Origin of the sequence: Pseudomonas sp. AB6, from assembly GCF_034314105.1 — a bacterium.
Taxonomy (GTDB): Bacteria; Pseudomonadota; Gammaproteobacteria; order Pseudomonadales; family Pseudomonadaceae; genus Aquipseudomonas.
Genome location: NZ_JAVIWJ010000001.1, coordinates 4,709,192 through 4,731,507, shown reverse-complemented (window position 1 = coordinate 4,731,507; position 22,316 = coordinate 4,709,192). Strand labels below are relative to the sequence as shown.

Below are 22,316 nucleotides of genomic sequence, written 5' to 3'. Positions count from 1 at the left end.
TGCCTTCGCAGGCAGGCCTCTCCCGCAGGATATGCAATGTAACGGCGGGAGCAGGCTTGCCTGCGAATGGACCTTCAGTCCACGCAAGGCCAAAGATATGCCAAATGCCCTGTACCGCTTCATCTTCGCCTTGGCCGTGCTGCTGCCGTTTACAGCCCACGCCAGCGATGCCACTGACTTCGTTGCGGCAAGCCCGGTGCAACAAGCCAAACTGCTGGAAGCCTGGGCTGCCCAACCTGACCCCGCACGCGTCGAGCTGATCAATGCCTTGGAGCAAGGCCAGCTAACGATCAACGGCCAACCCCAAGTGCTGCACCTGAACAACCGCCTGCGGGGTTTGATTGATACCGCGTTGGCCAGTCATCAACTGCTGGCTGCCGACGCCAAACTGCGTCTGGGCGCTGCGCAACAGCTACAAAAAAACGCCAAACCGGCGCAACTCGATTTCCTCAACCATCAACTCACCGCCGAAACCAATGCCGAGGTGCGCACCGCGTTGACCTTGGCCCTGGCCAATTTACAGTTGGTGGACACCAACCCCACCGTGAGACTTGCCGCCGTTCGCCTACTCGGTGAAACCGGTGACCCGCTGGCCAAGACGCGCCTGGAAAGCCTGCTCGAACCTGCGGTTGAGACCGACGCTGGTGTGCGCACTGCCGCCGAAACCAGCCTGGCGCAGGTCAAACGCAAGCTGCTGGTAGGCGAAGTCCTCGGCGAGGCTTTCAGCGGTCTGTCTTTGGGATCAATTTTATTACTGGCAGCGTTGGGCTTGGCGATCACCTTTGGCTTGCTGGGCGTGATCAACATGGCCCACGGCGAAATGCTGATGCTGGGCGCCTATTGCACCTACGTCGTGCAGTTGATGTTTCAGCGCTACGCCCCCGGTGCCATTGAGCTTTATCCATTGCTCGCTCTGCCGGTGGCGTTTTTTGTCACGGCGTTGATCGGCATGCTGCTGGAACGCACGGTGATTCGCCATTTGTATGGCCGCCCGCTGGAAACCCTGCTCGCCACCTGGGGTATCAGCCTAATGCTGATCCAACTGGTGCGCCTGGTGTTCGGGGCGCAGAACGTCGAAGTCGCCAACCCTGAATGGCTGTCTGGCGGCATTCAAGTGCTGCCGAATCTGGTGCTGCCGTACAACCGCATCGTGATCATCGCCTTCGCCTTGTTCGTGGTGGTGCTGACCTGGCTACTGCTGAACAAGACTCGCCTGGGCCTTAACGTGCGGGCGGTGACTCAGAATCGCAACATGGCCGCCTGCTGCGGCGTGCCCACCGGTCGAATCGACATGATGGCCTTCGGGTTGGGCTCAGGCATCGCAGGATTGGGCGGAGTTGCGCTGAGCCAAATCGGCAACGTCGGCCCGGACCTGGGCCAGAGCTACATCATTGATTCGTTCCTGGTGGTGGTACTCGGCGGCGTCGGGCAATTGGCGGGCAGCGTGATGGCGGCTTTCGGCCTCGGCATTGCGAACAAGATCCTCGAACCCCAGATCGGCGCCGTGCTCGGCAAAATCCTGATTCTAGCGCTGATCATTCTGTTTATCCAAAAACGTCCGCAAGGGCTCTTCGCACTCAAAGGGCGGGTAATTGACTGATGAACCAGCCTCTTTTAGTCACCGCTGCAGGCAAAGCCGGCGCAAAAATCACCCTGGCGATCGGTGCCGTGATTGTGATGCTGTTAATCGCACTGGCGCTGCTGTCGTTGCTGCCGCCAGAAAACAGTCTGCAAGTGTCGGCCTACACCTTGACGCTGGTCGGCAAAATCCTCTGTTACGCCATCGTTGCGTTGGCACTAGACCTTGTCTGGGGTTACGCCGGATTGCTGTCGCTGGGCCACGGTTTGTTCTTCGCCCTCGGCGGTTATGCCATGGGCATGTACCTGATGCGTGAAACCTCGGGCGATCAGTTGCCTGCATTCATGACTTTCCTGTCGTGGACCGAGCTGCCGTGGTACTGGACCGGAACCAATCACTTTCTCTGGGCGATGTGCCTGGTGGTATTGGCGCCGGGATTGCTGGCGTTGTTCTTCGGGTTCTTTGCCTTCCGTTCACGGATCAAGGGTGTGTACTTTTCGATCATGACGCAAGCCCTGACCTTCGCCGCAATGCTGCTGTTCTTTCGCAACGAAACCGGTTTCGGGGGCAACAACGGCTTCACTAATTTTCGCAGCATTCTTGGTTTCAGCATTACGTCGCAGGGCACTCGGGCGACACTGTTTCTGCTAACCGTGGTGTTACTGCTCGGGTGTTTGTTTATCGGTTGGCGCCTGGCGCTGAGCAAGTTCGGTCGGGTATTGACTGCGTTGCGTGACGCGGAAAACCGCTTGATGTTCTGTGGCTACGATCCTCGCGGTTTCAAGCTGTTTGTCTGGGTATTGAGCGCCGTCATGTGTGGTTTGGCTGGAGCGTTGTATGTACCGCAAGTCGGCATCATCAACCCCAGCGAAATGTCGCCGACCAACTCCATCGAAGCGGCGGTATGGGTAGCGCTCGGCGGACGGGGCACCTTAATTGGCCCGTTACTGGGCGCTGGAGTGGTCAACGGCATGAAGAGCTGGTTCACCGTGGCATTCCCGGAATATTGGCTGTTTTTCCTCGGCGCGCTGTTCATCATCGTGACCTTGTACCTGCCTAAAGGCGTGATTGGCCTGTTGAAAAAAAAGGGGGAGCAATGAAAACCACTCCGACCCCAGTCTTCATGCTCGAACCGATCCTGGCCCCCAATTCAGACGCCGGCACCAGCCGCGATGCCATTGGCTTCGGGCAAATGACCGGCGAGGGTCTAAACACCCGGCACGGCACCATTCTTACCCTGGAAGACATCAGCGTCAGTTTTGATGGCTTCAAAGCCCTGAACAACCTGAACCTGTACATCGGCGTGGGCGAATTGCGCTGCATCATCGGCCCTAACGGCGCGGGTAAAACCACGCTGATGGACGTGATCACCGGCAAGACGCGGCCCAGCCACGGCAAAGCCTGGTTCGGTGAAACCCTGGACCTGACGATAATGAGCGAAGTACATATCGCCCAAGCCGGTATTGGTCGCAAGTTTCAGAAGCCCACCGTGTTCGAAGCCTTGAGCGTGTTCGAGAACCTTGAACTGGCGCAGAAAACTGACAAGTCCGTCTGGGCCAGCCTGCGCGCACGGTTGACTGGCGAGCAGCAAGACAGCATTCATCAGGTGCTGGAAACCATTCGTTTGACCGGCTCGATGCACCGGCCTGCGGGGTTGTTGTCCCACGGGCAAAAACAGTTTCTGGAAATCGGCATGTTGCTGGTTCAAGACCCGCAACTGCTACTGCTCGACGAACCCGTGGCGGGCATGACCGACGCCGAAACCGAATTCACCGCCGAGCTGTTCAAAAGCCTGGCGGGCAAGCACTCGTTGATGGTGGTGGAACACGACATGGGCTTCGTTGGTTCCATCGCCGACCACGTCACCGTTTTGCACCAAGGCAGCGTATTGGCCGAAGGCTCGCTGGAAGATGTGCAGGCCGATGAACGGGTTATTGAGGTTTATCTGGGAAGGTAACGCAGATTCAAGCTGCAAGAGAATGCGGCCCGATTTTGATCTCACTTGCGGCTTGCAGCTAACAGCTTGCCGCTCTTGAGCCAGTGAGGAACGAACATGCTCCAAGTCGACAAGCTCCATCAGTATTACGGCGGCAGTCACATTCTTCGCGGTTTGTCCTTTGAGGTGAACATCGGCGAAGTGACGTGCCTGCTCGGGCGTAACGGCGTGGGTAAAACCACGTTGCTCAAAGTTTTGATGGGCCTGCTGCCGTCCAAAGAAGGCGCGGTGCAGTGGGAAGGCCAAACCATTACCGGGTTCAAGCCGCACCAGCGTGTGCAGGCCGGGATTGCCTACGTGCCACAAGGCCGTGAAATCTTCGGCCGCCTGACGGTGGAAGAAAACCTGTTGATGGGCCTGTCGCGCTTCCCTGGCTGTGAAGCGAAAGAAGTCCCGGCGTTTATCTACGAGCTGTTCCCGGTGTTGCTGCAAATGAAGCAGCGACGCGGCGGCGATTTGTCTGGCGGTCAGCAACAACAATTGGCCATCGGACGCGCGCTGGCGAGCCGCCCTCGCCTGCTGATTCTCGATGAACCCACTGAAGGCATCCAACCCTCGGTGATCAAGGAAATCGGCGCGGTGATCAAGAAGCTCGCGGCACAAGGGGACATGGCCATTCTGTTGGTCGAGCAGTTTTATGATTTTGCCGCTGAGCTGGCCGATCATTACCTGGTGATGTCCCGTGGCGAGATCGTTCAGCAAGGCCGTGGCGAAGACATGGAAGCGCAAGGGGTGCGTGGTCTGGTTACAATTTGATGCGCTAATCCGCTAAGGTGCGACTTCTCTAACATGACACGACCATGAACCTTCCTGCCCACACCGCGCTGTTTACCCCCAGTTGGCATGCCGAGCTGGAGTTGGGCTATGGCCGTTTTGGTGAAAGCACGCGCCCGACCTTGCGCCGCCATCAAGGCCCGCTGCGGGTGCAAAAGCATCTGTATGCCGAAGGCCCTGAGGTGTGTCAGCACATCATCGTGCATCCGCCGGGCGGGATCGCGGGCGGTGATCGGCTCGATATTTCGGTGCATGTCGGCGCCGATGCCTGGGCGCAATTAACCAGCCCCGGCGCGGCCAAATGGTATAGCGCAGCCGGCCCGGCATTTCAGCAACTGGAACTGAGCGTCGAAACGGGCGCCACGCTGGAATGGCTGCCGCAAGAAACCATCGTCTTCAGCGCCGCCCAGGCAGAACTCTCCACACACATTGAGCTACAAGGCGATGCCCGCGCGTTGTATTGGGACGTGGTTGCCTTGGGTCGCCCAGCCAGTGGCGAGCGTTTTGATCTGGGGTATTTTCAATCACGGGTCGAGATCCGCCGCGACGGACGTTTGTTGTGGCATGAACGTCAGAGGATCAAGGGTAACGATGGCCTGTTGGACTCACCCATTGGTTTAGATGGCAAATCGGTCTTGGCCACATTGTTAGTGACGGGCGAAGCCAGCAGCGAGTTGCTGGAAGCCTGCCGGAATCTGGCGGATAACCTGCCGGTTCGCGGCGACCTGACCCAACTACCCGGCCTGTTGGTCGCCCGCTGCCTGGCCGACGAAGCCCTGCACGCCCGCGCCTGGCTGATAGAACTATGGAAGCTGTTGCGCCCCGAGTTGCTGGGGCGTGCAGCGGTTGCACCGAGAATATGGAGTACCTGATGCACTGCGTCGCGATATTCGCGAATGAATTCGCTCCCACACAGCCTGCACAGGGGAATCGCGCCTCTCAATTGATATGACACGGAACCGAACATGGACCTGACCCCCCGCGAAAAAGACAAGCTGCTGATATTCACTGCCGGGCTGGTGGCCGAACGGCGCTTGGCCCGAGGCGTGAAGCTGAACTACCCAGAAGCCATGGCTTACATTGCAGCCGCGTTATTGGAAGGCGCCCGCGATGGCCGGACGGTTGCCGAACTGATGCACTTGGGAACCACCTTGCTGACCCGTGAGCAGGTGATGGAAGGTATCCCGGAAATGATCCCGGATATTCAGGTTGAAGCCACATTTCCAGACGGGACCAAACTGGTCACCGTCCATCAACCGATTGCCTGAATTCAAGATGCGAGTTTTTCAATGACATACCCCATTCGTGACGCACTGGAAGCCGATCTTTTAGGCATTCTTGATATCTACAACGACGCTGTGCTCAACACCACGGCCATTTGGAATGAACAAGCCATCGACCTGGCTAACCGTAAAGCCTGGTTTGACGCTCGGCGGGTTCAGGGGTATCCGATTCTAGTGATCGTCGACGCTCAAAATGAAGTGCTCGGCTACGCTTCATTTGGCGACTGGCGCCCATTCGATGGTTTTCGCCACACCGTCGAACATTCGGTGTATGTGCGCGCCGATCAGCGAGGCAGTGGCTTGGGGCCGCAACTGATGCACGCACTGATCGAACGCGCCCGGCGCTGCGATAAGCACATCATGGTTGCGGCCATAGAAAGTGGTAACGCTGCATCCGTGGCCCTGCATGAACGCCTCGGTTTTTCGATCACCGGTCAAATGGCCCAAGTCGGCACCAAGTTCGGTCGCTGGCTGGACCTGACCTTCATGCAACTGAACCTGACACCCGGCGCTGCGCCTTCAGCGCCTCGTTCAACGCCCTTATAAAAAGGAGATCCACTCCATGAACGCCGCCCAGTTACGTCGTGTTAACGCCGAAAGTTTCCCCCACTATCGCCAAGGTCTAGTTGATCTGTTGCTGGACGCCGTGAAGCAAGGCGCATCCGTGGGCTTCTTGGCCAGCCTAAGCGCTACAGAAGCGGCGGTTTATTTCGATGGCGTGCGGGCAGAGCTGGAAAAAGGCGAGCGACTATTGTGGGTGGTGGTTCAGGAGGAACAGGTTCTGGCCAGCGTGCAGTTGTCTTTGTGCCAAAAGCCCAACGGCTCGAACCGTGCCGAGGTGCAAAAGCTCTTGGTACTCAAACCGGCGCAGCGGCGGGGCTTGGGCGGGCAACTGATCAGCGCGCTGGAACAGGCCGCGCAACAGCATAAACGTGGATTGCTGTACCTGGACACCGAGGCAGGGTCACCTGCCGAGACCTTCTACCGCTCAGCAGGCTACATCAACATCGGAAAACTACCTGACTACGCCTGCAACCCAGACGGGGAGTACAAGCCGACTGCTATCTATTTCAAAACTCTGTTGAGGAAAACCGAATGATCCCTGGTGAATATCAGATCCAGCCTGGCGACATCGAGCTCAATGTCGGACGCCGCACGCTCCGTCTGAACGTTGCCAACAGCGGTGACCGGCCGATCCAGGTCGGCTCGCATTTTCATTTTTTCGAAACCAACGACGCACTGACCTTCGACCGCACCGCCAGTCGCGGCATGCGCCTGAACATTCCCGCGGGGACCGCCGTGCGCTTCGAGCCAGGTCAATCGCGGGACGTGGAGTTGGTTGATTTGGCCGGGCATCGCCGGGTATTTGGGTTTGCTGGGCGGGTGATGGGGGCTCTATGAGTGGTGAGATTCAAAAGCAGCCTGATTTTGAATTTGATTTTACCTGCGGCTCGTAGCTTACAGCTCGCCGCTCTGCCCGCTATTCGAGGAACGAGAAATGAAGATCAGCCGACACGCCTACGCCGACATGTTCGGTCCTACCGTCGGCGACCGCGTGCGGTTGGCCGACACCGAGCTATGGATTGAGGTCGAGCAAGACTTCACCGTCTATGGCGAAGAAGTGAAGTTCGGCGGCGGCAAGGTTATTCGTGACGGCATGGGCCAAGGCCAAATGATGGCCGCAGAGGTAGTCGACACGCTGATCACCAACGCGTTGATCATCGATCACTGGGGTATCGTCAAGGCCGATGTCGGCCTGAAGAATGGCCGCATCGCCGCCATCGGCAAGGCCGGAAATCCAGACATCCAGCCCGGTGTGACCATCGCCATCGGCGCGGCCACCGAAGTCATTGCGGGGGAAGGCATGATCCTGACCGCTGGCGGCGTCGACACCCACATCCACTTCATCTGCCCGCAGCAAATCGAAGAAGCGCTGATGAGCGGCGTTACCACCATGATCGGCGGCGGCACCGGTCCAGCCACTGGCACTAACGCCACCACCGTGACACCGGGCCCTTGGCATTTGGCGCGCATGCTTCAATCCGCCGATGCGTTCCCCATGAACATCGGCTTCACCGGCAAAGGCAACGTCAGCCTGCCGGGACCGCTGATTGAACAGGTCAAGGCCGGCGCCATTGGTTTGAAGTTGCACGAAGATTGGGGCACCACCCCCGCCGCCATCGACAACTGCCTGAACGTGGCCGATCAATACGATGTGCAGGTGGCGATCCACACCGACACGCTAAACGAGTCCGGTTTCGTCGAAACCACGTTAGCCGCGTTCAAGGGCCGTACGATTCACACCTACCACACCGAAGGTGCGGGCGGCGGGCATGCCCCAGACATCATCAAGGCCTGCGGTTTGCCGAACGTGCTTCCCAGCTCAACCAACCCCACGCGACCGTTCACCCGCAACACCATCGACGAACACCTGGACATGTTGATGGTTTGCCATCATCTGGACCCGAGCATTGCCGAAGACGTGGCCTTCGCTGAAAGTCGTATCCGCCGCGAAACCATCGCCGCCGAAGACATCCTGCACGATCTGGGCGCGTTTTCCATGATCAGTTCCGACAGTCAGGCTATGGGCCGGGTCGGCGAAGTGATCATGCGCACCTGGCAGACCGCCGACAAAATGAAGAAGCAGCGCGGCCAATTGCCAGAAGACGGCCCCGGCAACGACAACTTCCGCGCCAAACGCTACATCGCCAAATACACCATCAACCCTGCAATTACTCACGGCATTAGCCATGAAGTGGGCTCCATTGAAGTGGGCAAGTGGGCAGACCTGGTGCTGTGGCGCCCGGCGTTTTTCGGAGTAAAGCCGAGCTTGATACTCAAGGGGGGTGCCATCGCCGCCAGCTTGATGGGCGATGCCAACGCGTCCATCCCCACCCCGCAACCAGTCCACTACCGCCCAATGTTCGCCAGCTACGGCGGCTCGCTGCACGCCACCAGCCTGACATTCATCAGCCAGGCCGCAATGGATGCCGGTATTCCGGAATCCCTGGGTTTGAAAAAAACCATTAGCGTGGTTAAGGGATGTCGAAATGTGCGGAAGTCAGACCTGATCCATAATCATTACCTGCCCACTATTGATGTGGACCCGCAGACCTATCAGGTCAAGGCCGACGGCGTATTGTTGTGGTGTGAACCCGCTGAAGTTTTACCGATGGCGCAACGCTACTTTTTGTTCTGATCGGCGGATGACCAAGGAGCCAACGAGTCAGAGATGGGCCGTGTCTGATACACCCCACCGACCCTCTCGCCAAGGGTTGGCTCCTAAACGCAGATTTTTTCACACTCGGCAAAAGAGCTACTATGCGACCCCGTTCATCGTATCTGCCAGCAGGTAACCTTTCATGCGCCTTTCTCAGTTCATCGTCCTGAACGTGGACCGAATAGTCGACGAGTGGGAAAAATTCGCGAAAACTATCCAACCGGCGGCAGACAACATGGGCCGTGAATCCCTACGTGATCACGCCAAAGCGATCCTTCTGGCGTCTGCCAGAGACATGAACACCACCCAAACCAACCTTGAGCAGACGGCAAAATCCAGAGGTGAAGGGCCGGAAAAATCCCCAACGCTGGACCAGGCCGCCGCCAGCCACGGTGAGTTGCGGCATACCGTGGGCTTCGATTTGGTGCAAATGACCTCCGAGTTTCGTCATTTGCGTGCCAGCGTCATTCGCCTGTGGGTTAGCAGCTTGAAGTCGCCGGACCTGACATATTTTCAGGACATGATTCGTTTTAACGAAGCCATCGACGAGGCGCTGGCCGAATCGACTGCCGCCTATGCCGAGCAAGTGGGACGATCAAGGGATATCTTTCTGGCAATCCTGGGCCATGACCTTCGCGCGCCATTGCAGGCAGTCAGTATGTCCACCGAGCTGCTGATCCGTAAGGTTGGCCTGGACGATGCTGCACTGTCCTACATAGCGCGCATTAAAGGTGGCACGCGACACATGGGAGCGATGGTCAAGGATTTGCTCGAGTTCGTTCGCAGTCGCTTGGGTGCAAGCCTGCCGATTCAGCGTAAACCCATGGAGTTGGCCAGTGCCTGCCGCGAGGCCATTGAGGAAGCTTGTGCCGGGCAGCCCGAGTGCGACCCTACGTTTGACGTCAGTGGTGACACCCATGGCGAATGGGATCGTGGACGCATCGATCAGCTGTTGCAGAATCTGATCGGCAATGCACTTCAGCACGGTTCTAACAATCATAAGATCCGGCTGACATTGAGCGCAGACGAAACCAGCGTGACGCTGGTGATGCAAAATTTCGGCGAGCCGATTGCAGAGGACGCGATGGGCACCCTCTTCGATCCGCTGGTACGCAGCGCCAGCGAAGAGCTGGGACATCCATCAACCAGCCTTGGATTGGGGTTGTTCATCGTCAAGGAAGTGGTCAGTGCGCACAACGGCTGTATTACGGTGACGTCGAACCGGGATGACGGGACGACGTTTACCGTGGTATTGCCCAAGAGTTAGGTCGCGTAGAACCAAAACCTGTGGGCGTCGATTTGCCGACGAAGGCGTGAGTACAGACAGCACAGGTTCAGCGGTGAGTACACTGGCGGCTTCGCACGCAAGCCTGCTCCCACAGGATTTCGGCACATCGCATGATGTCTGGACTAAAAATCAATCCAGCAAAAACCGCCCCAGCCTTTGTTTGAGCATGAAGTTTTCAGCCCGTAAGCGTTCAACTTGACTCAACAGGTCAAGCGCCAAGGCCACGCCGTCCCATTCAAGCTCCAGATCATGCTGCAACTTGATGGCCTGTCGGGCGACGGCCAGGGCATGGGCGTCGAACAACCAATCATCGGGGCGCTGCCCCTGAGGTTCGAGGATGCCGTGTTCGACAATTTCGATCACGAAGGCGGCCGGCATCTCGGTCACCTGACAGAATTCCTTCATATCCAGCTCTACGATCAGGGTGCTGCTCATGATCAGTTACTCCATTGGGCTCTCGGATCGAATGCGGCGGTATCGGCCAGGCTCTGCCAAAGTGCTTTGGCGGCCTCGTCGGTGGTTTTCGGCATCACGACCTTTAACTGCGCATACAAATCGCCGCGCTGACCTTGCTTGTCGAGCAAGCCATTGCCTTTGACGCGCAGGCGTTGGCCGCTCTGGCTGTCGGGACGAATGGTCAGATTGATCTTCCCGGTGAGGGTCGGCACCGCCACTTTAGTACCCAGCGCGGCTTCCCACGGTGCCAATGGCACGGTGATGATCAAGTCATGTCCTTCAACATCGAACATCGGGTGCGGCGCAAAACGGATGATCAGGTATAAATCGCCATTTTCGCCGCCGCCAACACCCGGTGCGCCCTGTCCTTTGAGGCGAATACGCTCGCCGTCAGCAACACCGGCGGGGATTTTCACGTTCAGGGTTTTGGTGATATCTGCCATTCGCTGACCATCAGCGCCATGTTGGGCCACCTTGAAACTGACTTGTTTGGACTCGTTAGACAGGGTCTCTTCGAGAAAGATCGGTAATTCCATTTCTACATCCTGTCCACGACGACCCGCGCTACGCGGGCGACCTTGCTGTGCCCGACCACCAAAGATCGAACTGAAAAAATCCGAGAAATCGCCAGCGTCCTCACCGTAGCCGCCACTGGGCGCACCGCTACGGTTCTGCCAGCCCGGCGGCCCCTGAAACGGCCGACCCTGCTGGCCATACTTGCGCAGCTCTTCATATTCGGCGCGCTTCTCCGGGCTTTTGAGTACCTCATAAGCCTCGGAAGCTTCTTTGAATTTTTCCTCTGCACCCTTTTCTTTACTGACGTCAGGGTGATACTTGCGTGCCAACTTGCGGTACGCGACCTTGATCGCTTTGTCGTCCGCAGTCGGTTCCACCCCAAGAATCTTGTAGTAGTCTTTGAAGTCCATGTAACGGTCACCATCCCCAATTATCCAGCGCAGCCTCAAAAGGCCCATGCTCAGCGCGTAGCATGCTCTTTTTCGGATTTAACTGCACCTAAACGACGTTTCACCCTACGCATCTGTGGTGGGCTGACATACACTGCGCGGCCGTTTTTTTGACTGGAACATGAAGCACATGAAAAACGAATCTCCAGCCCGTGCCTGCGGTATCGACTTCGGCACGTCCAATTCCACTGTTGGCTGGCTACGGCCGGGCATGGAATCGCTCATCGCGCTGGAGGACGGCAAAATCACCCTGCCGTCGGTGGTGTTCTTCAATATGGAAGAGCGTCGTCCCGTGTATGGCCGCCTGGCGTTGCACGAGTATTTGGAAGGCTACGAAGGCCGCCTGATGCGCTCGCTGAAAAGCCTGCTCGGTTCCAAGCTGATCAAACACGACACCAGCGTGCTGGGCACAGCCATGCCGTTCAAGGACTTGCTGGGGTTGTTCATTGGCCAACTGAAACAACGTGCAGAAATCACCGCCGACCGTCCCTTCGACGAAGTGGTGCTGGGTCGCCCGGTGCACTTTGTCGATGACGACGCCGCTGCCGATCAGGAAGCCGAAGACACTCTGGTGGAAGTCGCGCACAAAATTGGCTTCAAGGAAGTGTCGTTTCAGTACGAGCCTATTGCAGCGGCGTTCGACTATGAGTCGACCATCGAACGTGAAGAGCTGGTGCTGATCGTCGATATAGGCGGCGGTACATCGGACTTCTCCCTGGTGCGCTTGGCGCCGGAGCGTCGCTTTGTCGCTGATCGGCATGACGACATTCTCGCCACCGGCGGTGTTCACATCGGCGGGACCGACTTCGACAAGCAACTCAGCCTTCAGGGCGTAATGCCCCTGTTCGGCTACGGCAGCCGGATGAAAAGTCAGGCGTACATGCCGACCAGCCACCACATGAACCTGGCGACCTGGCACACGATCAACGCGGTGTATTCCCAGAAATCGCAAATCGCCTTGGCCAGCATGCGCTACGACATCGTCGACACGGGCGGTATTGATCGCCTGTTCAAGCTGATCGAGCAGCGCGCCGGACATTGGTTGGCGATGGAAGTGGAAGAAACCAAGATCCAGTTGACCCATGAAGAAAGCCGCCATGTACCGCTGGACCGCATACAACCGGGCTTGAGCGTCGAACTGAGCCGCGCATTGTTTGAGTCGGCCATTGAGGCGCTGCTGACCCGCGTACGCAACAGCGTATCGAAGTTGCTGAACGATGCCGGCGTAAGTGTCGACTTGGTGGACACGGTGTTTTTTACCGGGGGTTCAAGCGGGATTCCAGCGTTGCGCAACAGCGTCTCGGCGATGCTGCCCCATGCCCGCCATGTAGAAGGCAACATCTTTGGCAGCATCGGCAGCGGCTTGGCGATTGAAGCCAAAAAGCGTTACGGCTAAGTTGATTCGGTCCCACAGTGACAGACTGGATGTGGATTGCCTGGAGATCCGTGGGACCGAATTTATTCGGGAATGGATTTCACATCCAACTCATCAGCGTCTGATATGACGCCTTCCCGAATGAATTCGGTCCCACAGGGTGACGTGTGTGTGGCCGTGTTAAACCAACCCTGCCCGACGCAACTCACTTTTCAAATATGCATAGTAAATCGGCCCCGCCACCACGCCTGGCAAGCCGAAGGCTGCTTCGAAGATCAGCATCGCCAGCAACAATTCCCATGACTTGGCGCTGATTTGGCCGCCAACGATCCGTGCGTTAAGAAAATACTCAAACTTGTGGATGACAATCAGATAACCCAACGCCGCGATGGCAACCCAAATCGACAACGACAAGCCGACGATGAAGATCAGCGTGTTGGACATCAGATTGCCCACCACCGGCAACAAGCCAAGCAGGAAGGTCAGGATGATCAAGGTTTTGGTGAGCGGTAGGTGAATCCCGCACAGCGGCAACACGATAGCGAGGAAGACCGAGGTGAATGCAGTATTGAGCAGAGCAATCTTGATCTGGGCAAACACAATATTGCGAAACGCTTCGTTGAGCAGGTCCAGACGTTCGAACAGCGCGGCCGACAAGGGCTTGCGTTTATGTCCGACAACCACTCGCTGCAACGCGACGATTGCACCCAGCACCATACCGATCAGCAGCGTGACAAAGGTATGCGCAGCGCCTTTGCCCAACAACTGCAAATCGCCCACATGCTTGGTCATCCAGGCGCCTAGCGAGATGCGGAACTCGTCAGCGCTAGCAGGTAGATAGCTGTCGATGAAGGGTGGCAACTGACCGCGGGCGCGATCAACTACCGTCATGAATTTACCCAATGACGCGCCTGGATTTTCGGCTTCATGCAGGAAAAAGCTGATGGCACTGGCAAACAGCAACGTCAGCACACTGACCACCAACGTACCCAACAGCGCCACGGCTAACCAACGTGCACGCTCGCCGGCAATCAGCAATTGCAGCTTCGGGGTGAGCATGTTGACCAGCTGAAAAACCAGCAGCCCAGCCAGCAGACTCGGCAGAAGTTTGAGCGGTATAGCCGCCAGTAACCCGACACACACAATGATCAAACTGGCCAACAACACATGACGCGGGGAAAACGTTGGCATGACAGCCTCAAAAACGAACGGCGCGAAAAGGTGGGCAGTCTGCCAGCGTTCCGAGTTGAGGACCAGTGCTCAAAAGGGCGCTGCCGACGATCAACCGATCACTTCTTCAGGCAGGTGCTCATGAACGCTTTGCGCGCATCTCCTTTCAAGGTTTTTGCCTGGGGGTCGGCGTTGCAGTCTTTCATCTTCTGCTGCTGCGCCGTTACAGGCTTGACGGCCGCCGCTGGCGCGGCTTTGAGGCAATTACTCATAAACGCTTTTCGTGCATCGCCGGTGAGAGTTTTTGCCTGAGGATCGGCATTGCAGGTAGTCATTTTGCTCTGCTGCGCGGTCTCGGCAAATCCTTGTGCGCACATCAACAAACCCATCACCAATAAAGGAACACGTAGCATTTTCATGGAGTTATATCCTGATGACCCACGCCGATCAGCGTGGCTTCGCTCAAGTGTAGCCAAGGCTGAGAGATACGTTACGGGATGTAATTGGCTGCTCTCAGGCTTTTTTGGCTTGCCGCCGATACTGTTCAGGCGAGCAACCGGCCTGGCGCTGAAACATCGAGATAAACGCCGAAGCGCTGCTGTAGCCCATGTCATAACCGATTTCCTGCACGCTGCGACGGCCCTCCAGCGCTTCAATAGCTTTCAGAAATCTCAAGCGCTGGCGCCAGTCACCAAAGCTCATGCCTAACTCACGCACGCATTGCCGCGCCAGCGTTCGCTCGCTGACATGCACTTGATTGGCCCACTCGACCAAGGGTCGGTTATTGCCCGGCTCAGCCTGTAAAGCTTGAAGTACCGACGCCAAACCAGGGCTATGCGCATAAGGCAGGTAACGCGTTTGCACCGGCGCTACACGCAACTGATCCACGATAACCTGCGCCAGCCGCTGGTCGGCTTCGCTTTGGGGGATCTTCACGTCACGATCAGCAAAGTCGTTGAGGATCGCCTTGAGAACGTCGCTGATCACCAAGGTGCAGGGTTCGTCCGGCATGTGGGCGCTGTGTTCGAGGGAAAGATAGACCGAGCGGTAAGTAACGGCCTCGCGGTTGTAACAGCTGTGCTCAGCCCGCGGCGCAATCCACACAGCATATTGCGGCGGCGACATAAAGCGCTGCCCAGCGATCTCGATTTCCATCACCCCGTGCTTTACAAAGTTGAGCTGCCCCCAAGCATGGCTATGGGGCGCGCTGTGGGTGTCGGCCCCGAACTCGTCGTGCCTTAGGTAAACAGGGCAAGGCAGGCCGGAAAAATCGGGAATGCTCAGGAGTTTGGGTTTCATACTGTCTGCCGCTGGGTGAAAATTGTCCGAAACGGAGTATAGCCATCGAGACAGACAGACGGATAATTCAGCCTCATTTACGTGGGAGACTCCCATCCAATACCTATTTCCATTGCTGACAATCGTTATCTGGTCAGCCAACAATGTGGTCAACAAACTCACAGTGGGGGTGATCTTTCCAGCCGAGATCGGCTTTTACCGCTGGTTGCTGGCGGGTATTTTGTTTACCCCATTTTTGCTAAGGCCGGTTATCAAGAATTGGGACTTGATCAAACTCAACCTGAAAAAAATCTTCGTGCTGGGCGTGCTGGGCATGGCGGTTTACCAAAGCCTGGCGTACTTCGCCGCGTCGATGACCACCGCCACCAACATGGGCATCATTTTGTCGTTGATGCCGATGATCGCTCTGGGGTTGTCAATTACAACCCTGGGCACTCGCCTAACAACCGGCGCCTTGGTAGGCGCAGTGCTGTCGTTCAGTGGAGTAACAGTGGTGGTATCGGCCGGCAGCCTTACCGCCTTGATGGAACGGGGCCTGAACCTGGGCGACGCAATGATCCTGATCGCCACGTTCGCTTACGCGGTTTACAGCACGCTCTTGAAAAAATGGCAGATGCGTCTGCCACCTCTGCAATTGTTGTATTTGCAGATTTGGGTCGCCGTGGCGGTTTTGTTTCCCATGTTTATGTTGTCGCCTAAGGCCGGGCTTAACCCAAGTAATATTCCGCTGATTTTGTACGCGTGCATCCCGACCTCAATGCTCGCTCCGCTGCTGTGGATGCATTCTATTCATCGCCTGGGCCCAAGTCGCACCTCCATGTTTCTCAACCTGATGCCACTCACGACGGCGCTGATCGCCTCGGCCGTGCTGGGCGAGCATCTGGCCTCCTATCACTTGATCGGCGGCGCATTAACCTTGTTCGGCGTGGTGCTGGCGGAACGCTGGACTACACCGCTGGGCCTGGCACAAAAAGCGTTATAGGCCCGCTGCTTTAAGGCGCTCGGCATGTTCGGTAAACAGGCGCACTGGTTCTGCGCCCTTACCCACCAGGCCCAACGACTGATTGACGATGTCAAAGTGGTCGAGGGGGTAATCGTCGCCAACGACGGTGCCCAAGTGCGAGCTGAAGCGCCCGACCATGCCGTCGCACTGCCCGACTTCGCGGGTAAAAGTACGGGCAAACAGACGGCAACTGCGATTTGTCCCGTCGATCCGATTGAACCCACCGTCGGTGAGCCCCGGTTGCAACGTGCCGGACCAAGAGTAATAACGCACGCCATTGACCAACTCCGGCCCCTGCCCGCCCCACGTTTGCGGTAATCCTTGTGGGTAGCGGCTGTTAAACAACGCCACGCCGGTAGTGGTCAGCGATTGATGCGATGCGTCGATGTCTACTGGAAACCTGGGGCCGTGATAGCCGGTTTCCAACAACGCCATCAACCACGCCAACAGCCGCAGCGCAATGTTGAGCAAACGCCCCCTGGGAGTACCGGCGGGGAAACTTCGCTCCAGATAGTCGGCTAACTCCGATCCATGATTGGGCCCCGCCACACTGGTGACGGACGCCACAAGATCCGGGCGCTTAGCGGCGGCGTAACGAATGGTCAAGGCGCCCTGGCTGTGGCCGATCAAATTGACCTTGGCCGCCCCTGTTTCCAGCAGAATCTTTTCGATCTGCTGCAATAATTGTTCGCCGCGCACCTCGCTGGAGTTGATCGAGGACACCAAGACCGGGAACACCTTTGCGCCGCCGCGACGCAAGGTCGTCACGATGCCGTACCAGTAGGGGTACAGCACCAAACGAACGAACCCCAGCAACCCTGGAACCATGATCAACGGATAGCGCGTAGCAAATTTTTGCGTCATGGCACGGTCCTTTTGCATGAGGGTGGCGATTCAACCTTAGCCAACAATATCGGCTGATGCCTGAACGCCATCTTTAAATCGAACTCTCTCTACCTTCCGTCGCTCAAAGCTTCATCGGGCCGACCATGGCCCAGTCATCAGGAGCCTTCCCATGTACAAACAAACCTTGGCAACCTTAAGCGTTCTTGCCGTTCTGGCGGGTTGTTCGACCACCACCCAAAACCCGGTGGATTTCGTCACTTATCGCAACGAGCCGTTGGTCAAGCAAGTTGAAAAAGGCATGAACGAACAACAGGTTCTGACGATTGGCGGTGAACCGTCTTCCCGACAGCACCGCAAAGCCCATCCCGGTAGCTGCAACAATTACGTGCTTAACCACGAAGGCAGCAAACAAACCTATTACGTGGCGTTCGACGGCAATGGCAAGGTCGACAGCAAAGGCTTCATGACCTGCGACCAGCGCGAGGCAAACGAACGCGCCATGTAAGACCCGCGCCTGCGGTGCTCCAAACAAAAAGCCTGACGCCGCGCGCCTCGGGCTTTTGTGTTTTTCTGTCGGGCCTGCGATAAAACTTTCTCGCGCCTCATCACTCACAACTAGGTACCGATCATGCCGGAGCGACCGTTGATCCTTGACGGGCGGCTTATAGAGCGAGACGGAAACCGGATCAGCCCTGGAGATGAATGATGAGCGATGTGCAGCAATTAACCGATGTAAATACCCTGCGCCAACGCGCGCGTCAGAACGTGGAAAACGGTGCCGTGACCGAGGGCTACAGCGCTAACCGCGAAGAAGTGGTTCGTTTGCTCAACGCATCGTTGGCCACTGAGCTGGTCTGCGTCCTGCGTTACAAACGCCACTACTACATGGCCACCGGCCTGAAAGCGCACGTGGCCGCCGAAGAGTTTCTGGAACATGCGGGGCAAGAAAACGAACACGCCGACCTGCTCGCCGAGCGCATCGTACAACTGGGCGGCGAACCAGAATTTAACCCGGACCTGCTGTCGAAAAACTCCCACGCGCAATACGTTGCTGGAAGCACGCTGAAAGAGATGGTCTACGAAGACTTGGTCGCCGAGCGAATCGCCATCGACAGCTACCGCGAAATCATCCAATACATCGGCGATCAAGATCCGACATCACGACGGATCTTCGAAACTATATTGGCGCAAGAAGAAGAACACGCCGATGACATGGCCGATCTTTTGAAAGATATGTAAGTCGTTTGAAGCGACGCCCAGTTGGTTTTCGCTGATAGAAAATAACTGGGCGTTTTTTGTGTTTGGGATAGTGCCTTCGGCCGACTCAGAAAGACGATTTAAAACTTGGTAATCCGTGAGCTGAGCACCACGTATGGATACTCAGAAAGCACGTTCTTGAGTTCCACCCACACCTCCGAAAAGAGATTAAAAGGCCGGTTTGAATCCGGGCAGACCGTTTTCCTCGCGCCATTTTTTTACGGTCTCAGTGATACCCACTGGTGTGCATTCTTCGTCAGACTCCGGGTAGTAAATCAAATCCATACCGGCGGGGTGCCCGGTCAGTTGTTCAAATTGGCGCAGTAACTCATTTAAACGAACGTCATTTCTGTCCGCATTATTCTCTTCGAAAATTGTTTCCACGAACTTCATAAACTGAAACTCGGTGTAATCCGAGAGGCTATTTTTCATCAGAAAGCCGACTTGAGACCTGGTACGCCATTGGCCAGGCACCACGTCTGAATCTCTTGAACGACACCTTCCGGCGACTCATCTGCACCTGGCTGCGGGTAATACAAAAGGTCTGACCCGGCAGGGTGAGGGAGCAATTTTGTTGAAATGGAATAACAACTCGGCATGTCAACTTTCTGTTTCAACATCCTCAATCGCTTTTATCAGCTCTTTAAACTGATATTCGGTGTAGTCAGACAGTCCGTTTTTAACATTCATATGGTGTCAAAAAGGCGGTTTAAAACCTGGCAACCCATTGGATAAGCACCACGTTTGGATACTCCGGACGACCCCTTCAGCGGAGCTATCTGCACCCTCTTCAGGGTAGTAAATCAAGTCGGAGCCTCCAGCGTCTGCTGCCAAGCTGTTGAGATGGACGATCAACTGAGCTTGAAAGTCCTCGGACCCCTCACAGTCCTTTATTGCTTGAATCACCTTCGCGAACTGGTATTCGGTGTATTCAGAAAGTGCGCTTTTGAGATCCATCACTGTGTCTTCTTATGAATGCTTATGTGGTTTTTAGGAGTGTTGATTCGTAGATTATCAGCGTCATAGACCGCACCACCATCAGTAACTCGCACTTGGTGGTGAAGCTCGAAAGAGAATCTTTTTCCTGCCTGATCCCTAATGCGGGCTGCTGGCGCCAAGCCTCTCGTAAGCCTTTTAATGTTGTCTGGGTTGAACTGCTCACTCAACTCCAAATCATTCCCCACTTCAATCCAAAACGCCTTCCTGAACATATCGAAGCTGGAGAACTCGCGATCCCTGAGTTTGTCTGCAATTCGGGTGGGTACGGGAACGCCCAGCCCTACACTTGCTCCGGCAAGCCAAATGCCAGTCACATCTTCGCCTATTCCAGTGGCTACACCCGGCGCACCACGCAGATTCAATGATAGGTAAATCGGCGAAAATTCCGGCCTGCTTGGGAACCAAATAATCGCGTCTTGATAATCGGGTGGGTGCGCCGGGTGCGAGTACATTTTCTCGGCATCTTCGGCCACTGGAAAGACGTACACGCCCCCTAACTGCGGGGAGCCCTCCAGGGCGGGAATGCCCAGCACCCATTTCCTTTCACTCACTGACGAAGCTCCCTGAAATCAAGGTGCGACGTTAATGTTTTCGCGGTGAATAATCTTTAGGACGAGTCAGAATCTGTCGTTCAACTAATAATCAATCGGTCTTATCAAATAAGGTATAACCCATTGAACAAATATAAATGTGCAGCGCCAAAATTCGTGGGACCGAATCGCTTTGACCTACTTCACCGTTTTCGGCGCTTTGCCGGCTTTCATCTGCTCCAACAACGGTGCGCATTGGTTGGGTTCTCCGCCACTCGGAGCCACCAGAGCCAACAACCCGGCAGCAGGTCCAATGACCGCGCCGAGCAGCACCATGCCCGCGCCACGCAGGATCAATGGGCCGGACTGTACGCCCGCGTCGGGTTTGCCGAAGGTGCCGCGCACGTATAGCGGCGAGCGCAGGGAGAACACGCGGAAGCCTTTGGATTCTGGATTGATCTTGAGGTCCAGTTGCTCGCTGCTGAAGTTTGCGGTGCCGTTGATGTAGACGATGGCGTTTTCAGTGTCGAAGACAAACAGTTTGGTGGTTGCCAAGCCGTCCTTGATGCCCATATCAGCAGCGGCGCAATTGATCTTCACTTCCTTATCGCCAAACATTTTGCCGACCACATAGTTGCCGACGTTGAGTCCGGCGATTTCCATCAAGCTGCGGCTGATGGCGCCGTCGTTGACCAGCATCTTCACTTCGCCATTGGACGCGCCTAGCAGCGCCGAGACCGAATTGCCTTTGCCACTAATGTCCGCATCGCCATTCAACTCACCAAAGCTGGTTTTCATTGGCTCAAAGGTCGGGAATAGCTGCTTGAGTTTGAAGTTGCGGGCAGTGATTTTTGCCCGCCCCTGAAGGGGTGTAGAGCGGCCGTCCAGCCGGATGTCGGCATCCAGCTTGCCACCTGCTACGCCAAAGCGCAGAGGTTGCAGGTTGAGTCGGCCGTCGTCGAGTACGACGTGGGTGTACAGATCGGTGAATGGCAAGCTGGTGCTCTGGACGATTTTCTTGCCTGTGAACTCAACGTCGGCATCCATGACCCGCCAACGATCGGTGTGGAACTCTTCGACCGGTAGCACTTTGCCCTCTGGCTGTTTGCTGTCTCCACCGCGTTTTTTCTGCGCGGCGTTGGAGTCAGCACCAATCAAGGGCGCCAGGTCAGTGAACAGCAACTGCTCGGACACCAGCGCACCTGTCAACTTCGGGCGCGGTTGGCTGGCAACGTAGCCAAGATCGCCGTGGATATCACTGCTGCCGATCTTGCCATTGAAGCCCTCATAGCGGAACGACGCTCCAGCGGCATCGTGCAACTTCGCGATCAGGTGACCGTCGGTTGAATACGCCGGTGAGTCCGGCAAGTTAACCCCCGTCAATGGGTACAGATTGCCCAAACTGCTGCCCGCCAGCTTCAGGCGTAAATCCAGCGCGCCGAGGTTTTCAGGGTCAGTCAACGTGCCAGCCAACACAATTCGGGTGTCGGCGATTTGCACATCAGCCTGAACCGGAAACGGCTGTGCGGCATCTTTGAGCGCCAGCAAGCCGCCGACTTTGCCGTTGCCGCTGAGTTTTTGATCGTGGTATTGGCCTTTAACGGTCAAGGCGAAGGCGTAGTCCTGCGGCGCGGTGCCTTTGTCCTGCGCTTTCTTCGCTTCGCTAGTGCCGACAATGTCGCTAAACGGGATGGGTTTGCCTAATGGATCGATCACTAGGTCCAGCTGTGTTTTCAGGCTTTGGTCATTGAGGCTGACCAACCCTTTGTCGAATTTAATCGCGCCGATGTCCAGCACCCATTTCGACGGTTCGGCGTTAGGGTCGGCCTTAGGTAAATCAAACGTCCAATTGGCGCGGCCATCGGCCAAACGCTCAAGCTTCGCGTCCGGCGCGGTCAGGTCAATCCTGGGGATAACCACTTGGTGTAGCAGCAGTGGCAACGGCGCCAGGCGGAATTCGACCCGTTTAAGGGTGACCATCTGCGGATTTTTCGACCAGTCGGGATTACCCAAGGTCAGGTCTTCGGCGACGAAGTGCGGCCATGGCAACCAACCCCGCCAGCCGCCCTGATCAGGTTCACGCTGCCACAGCACTGCGAGGTTACCGTTGATCGCAAAGGGCCGATGCAGGGCGTCAGAGACTTTCTCGTTAAGCGTGGGTTTGATTCGATTCCAGTCAAACGTGACGATCACAATGGCCAGAATGGCCACCAGCAGCACAAGGATAATGCCCGTCCAGTTCACAATTTTACGGCGACGCGTCATTACATGACTCT

26 protein-coding genes are annotated in these 22,316 nt (G+C 56.6%); 15 read left to right on the top strand and 11 right to left on the bottom strand.

Annotation, left to right across the window (positions count from 1 at the left end; genetic code table 11):
• Positions 1 to 97: 97 nt before the first annotated feature.
• From urtB to RGW60_RS22020, 11 genes are all read left to right on the top strand, one after another.
• Positions 98 to 1,600 (top strand): urea ABC transporter permease subunit UrtB, encoded by a 1,503-nt coding sequence (urtB, locus tag RGW60_RS22070; protein ID WP_322206607.1) that lies wholly within the window; start codon positions 98 to 100, stop codon positions 1,598 to 1,600.
• Entirely contained in the window at positions 1,600 to 2,679 is a 1,080-nt protein-coding gene (gene urtC / locus RGW60_RS22065) for an urea ABC transporter permease subunit UrtC (RefSeq protein ID WP_322206606.1), read from the top strand. The genes urtB and urtC overlap by 1 nt, the downstream gene beginning before the upstream one ends.
• Positions 2,676 to 3,536, top strand: a complete 861-nt coding sequence (urtD, locus tag RGW60_RS22060) for an urea ABC transporter ATP-binding protein UrtD (RefSeq protein WP_322206605.1) — start codon at positions 2,676 to 2,678, stop codon at positions 3,534 to 3,536. The genes urtC and urtD overlap by 4 nt, the downstream gene beginning before the upstream one ends.
• Before the next feature lie 96 nt (positions 3,537 to 3,632).
• Positions 3,633 to 4,331, top strand: a complete 699-nt coding sequence (urtE, locus tag RGW60_RS22055; RefSeq protein ID WP_322206604.1) for an urea ABC transporter ATP-binding subunit UrtE — start codon at positions 3,633 to 3,635, stop codon at positions 4,329 to 4,331.
• A 44-nt stretch (positions 4,332 to 4,375) separates the two neighbouring features.
• Positions 4,376 to 5,221, top strand: coding sequence for an urease accessory protein UreD (locus RGW60_RS22050; protein ID WP_322206603.1), 846 nt, complete (start codon positions 4,376 to 4,378; stop codon positions 5,219 to 5,221).
• Positions 5,222 to 5,314: 93 nt separating this feature from the next.
• On the top strand, positions 5,315 to 5,617 hold the full coding sequence (locus tag RGW60_RS22045) for an urease subunit gamma (protein WP_322167456.1): 303 nt from the start codon (positions 5,315 to 5,317) through the stop codon (positions 5,615 to 5,617).
• A gap of 21 nt (positions 5,618 to 5,638) precedes the next feature.
• The gene (locus tag RGW60_RS22040; RefSeq protein WP_322206602.1) at positions 5,639 to 6,178 is read left to right on the top strand and encodes an N-acetyltransferase family protein; all 540 of its coding nucleotides are present in this window, start codon (positions 5,639 to 5,641) and stop codon (positions 6,176 to 6,178) included.
• Between the two features lie 16 nt (positions 6,179 to 6,194).
• Positions 6,195 to 6,731: a GNAT family N-acetyltransferase gene (locus RGW60_RS22035; protein ID WP_322206601.1), complete on the top strand. Its 537-nt coding sequence runs from the start codon at positions 6,195 to 6,197 to the stop codon at positions 6,729 to 6,731.
• Positions 6,728 to 7,033 carry an urease subunit beta gene (locus RGW60_RS22030; protein WP_322206600.1) on the top strand — a complete coding sequence of 102 codons (306 nt, stop codon included), beginning with the start codon at positions 6,728 to 6,730 and terminating at the stop codon, positions 7,031 to 7,033. The genes RGW60_RS22035 and RGW60_RS22030 overlap by 4 nt, the downstream gene beginning before the upstream one ends.
• 97 nt (positions 7,034 to 7,130) lie before the next feature.
• Positions 7,131 to 8,831: an urease subunit alpha gene (ureC, locus tag RGW60_RS22025; RefSeq protein ID WP_322206599.1), complete on the top strand. Its 1,701-nt coding sequence runs from the start codon at positions 7,131 to 7,133 to the stop codon at positions 8,829 to 8,831.
• Positions 8,832 to 8,994: 163 nt separating this feature from the next.
• Positions 8,995 to 10,119, top strand: a complete 1,125-nt coding sequence (locus RGW60_RS22020) for a HAMP domain-containing sensor histidine kinase (RefSeq protein WP_322206598.1) — start codon at positions 8,995 to 8,997, stop codon at positions 10,117 to 10,119.
• Between the two features lie 150 nt (positions 10,120 to 10,269).
• Here RGW60_RS22020 and RGW60_RS22015 read toward each other — a convergent pair whose 3' ends face one another.
• Both RGW60_RS22015 and cbpA read right to left on the bottom strand, forming a co-directional pair.
• Positions 10,270 to 10,575, bottom strand: a complete 306-nt coding sequence (locus RGW60_RS22015; protein ID WP_322206597.1) for a chaperone modulator CbpM — start codon at positions 10,573 to 10,575, stop codon at positions 10,270 to 10,272.
• A 2-nt stretch (positions 10,576 to 10,577) separates the two neighbouring features.
• Positions 10,578 to 11,522, bottom strand: coding sequence for a curved DNA-binding protein (gene cbpA, locus RGW60_RS22010; RefSeq protein WP_322206596.1), 945 nt, complete (start codon positions 11,520 to 11,522; stop codon positions 10,578 to 10,580).
• Positions 11,523 to 11,691: 169 nt separating this feature from the next.
• Here cbpA and RGW60_RS22005 point away from each other — a divergent pair, with 169 nt between their 5' ends.
• Positions 11,692 to 12,957 (top strand): Hsp70 family protein, encoded by a 1,266-nt coding sequence (locus RGW60_RS22005; protein WP_322206595.1) that lies wholly within the window; start codon positions 11,692 to 11,694, stop codon positions 12,955 to 12,957.
• A gap of 159 nt (positions 12,958 to 13,116) precedes the next feature.
• On the opposite strand, the gene RGW60_RS22000 is transcribed toward RGW60_RS22005, so the two are convergent.
• From RGW60_RS22000 to RGW60_RS21990, 3 genes are all read right to left on the bottom strand, one after another.
• The gene (locus RGW60_RS22000; protein WP_322206594.1) at positions 13,117 to 14,127 is read right to left on the bottom strand and encodes a hypothetical protein; all 1,011 of its coding nucleotides are present in this window, start codon (positions 14,125 to 14,127) and stop codon (positions 13,117 to 13,119) included.
• A gap of 98 nt (positions 14,128 to 14,225) precedes the next feature.
• The gene (locus RGW60_RS21995) at positions 14,226 to 14,525 is read right to left on the bottom strand and encodes a PsiF family protein (protein WP_322206593.1); all 300 of its coding nucleotides are present in this window, start codon (positions 14,523 to 14,525) and stop codon (positions 14,226 to 14,228) included.
• A gap of 94 nt (positions 14,526 to 14,619) precedes the next feature.
• Entirely contained in the window at positions 14,620 to 15,405 is a 786-nt protein-coding gene (locus RGW60_RS21990; RefSeq protein WP_322206592.1) for a helix-turn-helix transcriptional regulator, read from the bottom strand.
• Positions 15,406 to 15,499: 94 nt separating this feature from the next.
• On the opposite strand from RGW60_RS21990, the gene RGW60_RS21985 reads away from it, so the two are divergent.
• Positions 15,500 to 16,387, top strand: coding sequence for a DMT family transporter (locus RGW60_RS21985; RefSeq protein WP_322206995.1), 888 nt, complete (start codon positions 15,500 to 15,502; stop codon positions 16,385 to 16,387).
• Here RGW60_RS21985 and RGW60_RS21980 read toward each other — a convergent pair.
• The gene (locus tag RGW60_RS21980) at positions 16,382 to 17,272 is read right to left on the bottom strand and encodes a triacylglycerol lipase (RefSeq protein ID WP_322206591.1); all 891 of its coding nucleotides are present in this window, start codon (positions 17,270 to 17,272) and stop codon (positions 16,382 to 16,384) included. The genes RGW60_RS21985 and RGW60_RS21980 overlap by 6 nt on opposite strands.
• A gap of 151 nt (positions 17,273 to 17,423) precedes the next feature.
• Between RGW60_RS21980 and osmE the strand changes: the two genes are divergently transcribed.
• Together osmE and RGW60_RS21970 are read left to right on the top strand one after the other, a co-directional pair.
• Entirely contained in the window at positions 17,424 to 17,759 is a 336-nt protein-coding gene (gene osmE / locus RGW60_RS21975) for an osmotically-inducible lipoprotein OsmE (protein WP_322206590.1), read from the top strand.
• Positions 17,760 to 17,959: 200 nt separating this feature from the next.
• Positions 17,960 to 18,493 carry a ferritin-like domain-containing protein gene (locus tag RGW60_RS21970; protein ID WP_322206589.1) on the top strand — a complete coding sequence of 178 codons (534 nt, stop codon included), beginning with the start codon at positions 17,960 to 17,962 and terminating at the stop codon, positions 18,491 to 18,493.
• Positions 18,494 to 18,679: 186 nt separating this feature from the next.
• Here RGW60_RS21970 and RGW60_RS21965 read toward each other — a convergent pair whose 3' ends face one another.
• The 5 genes from RGW60_RS21965 to RGW60_RS21945 form a co-directional block, all read right to left on the bottom strand.
• Positions 18,680 to 18,943, bottom strand: a complete 264-nt coding sequence (locus tag RGW60_RS21965) for a bacteriocin immunity protein (protein ID WP_322206588.1) — start codon at positions 18,941 to 18,943, stop codon at positions 18,680 to 18,682.
• Complete coding sequence (locus RGW60_RS21960; protein WP_322206994.1) at positions 18,943 to 19,110, bottom strand: bacteriocin immunity protein; 168 nt, start codon at positions 19,108 to 19,110, stop codon at positions 18,943 to 18,945. The genes RGW60_RS21965 and RGW60_RS21960 overlap by 1 nt, the downstream gene beginning before the upstream one ends.
• A 97-nt stretch (positions 19,111 to 19,207) precedes the next feature.
• The gene (locus tag RGW60_RS21955; protein WP_322206587.1) at positions 19,208 to 19,468 is read right to left on the bottom strand and encodes a bacteriocin immunity protein; all 261 of its coding nucleotides are present in this window, start codon (positions 19,466 to 19,468) and stop codon (positions 19,208 to 19,210) included.
• Positions 19,468 to 20,061 (bottom strand): colicin, encoded by a 594-nt coding sequence (locus tag RGW60_RS21950; protein ID WP_322206586.1) that lies wholly within the window; start codon positions 20,059 to 20,061, stop codon positions 19,468 to 19,470. The genes RGW60_RS21955 and RGW60_RS21950 overlap by 1 nt, the downstream gene beginning before the upstream one ends.
• 177 nt (positions 20,062 to 20,238) lie before the next feature.
• The gene (locus tag RGW60_RS21945; RefSeq protein ID WP_322206585.1) at positions 20,239 to 22,305 is read right to left on the bottom strand and encodes an AsmA family protein; all 2,067 of its coding nucleotides are present in this window, start codon (positions 22,303 to 22,305) and stop codon (positions 20,239 to 20,241) included.
• Between the last annotated feature and the right edge of the window lie 11 nt (positions 22,306 to 22,316).

Excerpts from the sequence above, each read along its gene's own strand:
- RGW60_RS22015 (WP_322206597.1), bottom strand. The coding sequence starts at position 10,575 with ATGAGCAGCACCCTGATCGTAGAGCTGGATATGAAGGAATTCTGTCAG.
- RGW60_RS22050 (WP_322206603.1), top strand. The coding sequence starts at position 4,376 with ATGAACCTTCCTGCCCACACCGCGCTGTTTACCCCCAGTTGGCATGCC.
- RGW60_RS22020 (WP_322206598.1), top strand. The coding sequence starts at position 8,995 with ATGCGCCTTTCTCAGTTCATCGTCCTGAACGTGGACCGAATAGTCGAC.
- osmE (WP_322206590.1), top strand. The coding sequence starts at position 17,424 with ATGTACAAACAAACCTTGGCAACCTTAAGCGTTCTTGCCGTTCTGGCG.
- RGW60_RS22045 (WP_322167456.1), top strand. The coding sequence starts at position 5,315 with ATGGACCTGACCCCCCGCGAAAAAGACAAGCTGCTGATATTCACTGCC.
- urtE (WP_322206604.1), top strand. The coding sequence starts at position 3,633 with ATGCTCCAAGTCGACAAGCTCCATCAGTATTACGGCGGCAGTCACATT.
- RGW60_RS21955 (WP_322206587.1), bottom strand. The coding sequence starts at position 19,468 with ATGGATCTCAAAAGCGCACTTTCTGAATACACCGAATACCAGTTCGCG.
- RGW60_RS22030 (WP_322206600.1), top strand. The coding sequence starts at position 6,728 with ATGATCCCTGGTGAATATCAGATCCAGCCTGGCGACATCGAGCTCAAT.
- RGW60_RS22000 (WP_322206594.1), bottom strand. The coding sequence starts at position 14,127 with ATGCCAACGTTTTCCCCGCGTCATGTGTTGTTGGCCAGTTTGATCATT.
- cbpA (WP_322206596.1), bottom strand. The coding sequence starts at position 11,522 with ATGGACTTCAAAGACTACTACAAGATTCTTGGGGTGGAACCGACTGCG.
- RGW60_RS22040 (WP_322206602.1), top strand. The coding sequence starts at position 5,639 with ATGACATACCCCATTCGTGACGCACTGGAAGCCGATCTTTTAGGCATT.
- RGW60_RS22035 (WP_322206601.1), top strand. The coding sequence starts at position 6,195 with ATGAACGCCGCCCAGTTACGTCGTGTTAACGCCGAAAGTTTCCCCCAC.
- RGW60_RS21945 (WP_322206585.1), bottom strand. The coding sequence starts at position 22,305 with ATGACGCGTCGCCGTAAAATTGTGAACTGGACGGGCATTATCCTTGTG.
- RGW60_RS21995 (WP_322206593.1), bottom strand. The coding sequence starts at position 14,525 with ATGAAAATGCTACGTGTTCCTTTATTGGTGATGGGTTTGTTGATGTGC.
- RGW60_RS21965 (WP_322206588.1), bottom strand. The coding sequence starts at position 18,943 with ATGAAAAATAGCCTCTCGGATTACACCGAGTTTCAGTTTATGAAGTTC.
- RGW60_RS21990 (WP_322206592.1), bottom strand. The coding sequence starts at position 15,405 with ATGAAACCCAAACTCCTGAGCATTCCCGATTTTTCCGGCCTGCCTTGC.
- RGW60_RS21980 (WP_322206591.1), bottom strand. The coding sequence starts at position 17,272 with ATGACGCAAAAATTTGCTACGCGCTATCCGTTGATCATGGTTCCAGGG.
- urtB (WP_322206607.1), top strand. The coding sequence starts at position 98 with ATGCCAAATGCCCTGTACCGCTTCATCTTCGCCTTGGCCGTGCTGCTG.
- urtD (WP_322206605.1), top strand. The coding sequence starts at position 2,676 with ATGAAAACCACTCCGACCCCAGTCTTCATGCTCGAACCGATCCTGGCC.
- RGW60_RS21960 (WP_322206994.1), bottom strand. The coding sequence starts at position 19,110 with ATGCCGAGTTGTTATTCCATTTCAACAAAATTGCTCCCTCACCCTGCC.
- urtC (WP_322206606.1), top strand. The coding sequence starts at position 1,600 with ATGAACCAGCCTCTTTTAGTCACCGCTGCAGGCAAAGCCGGCGCAAAA.
- RGW60_RS22005 (WP_322206595.1), top strand. The coding sequence starts at position 11,692 with ATGAAAAACGAATCTCCAGCCCGTGCCTGCGGTATCGACTTCGGCACG.
- RGW60_RS21970 (WP_322206589.1), top strand. The coding sequence starts at position 17,960 with ATGAGCGATGTGCAGCAATTAACCGATGTAAATACCCTGCGCCAACGC.
- ureC (WP_322206599.1), top strand. The coding sequence starts at position 7,131 with ATGAAGATCAGCCGACACGCCTACGCCGACATGTTCGGTCCTACCGTC.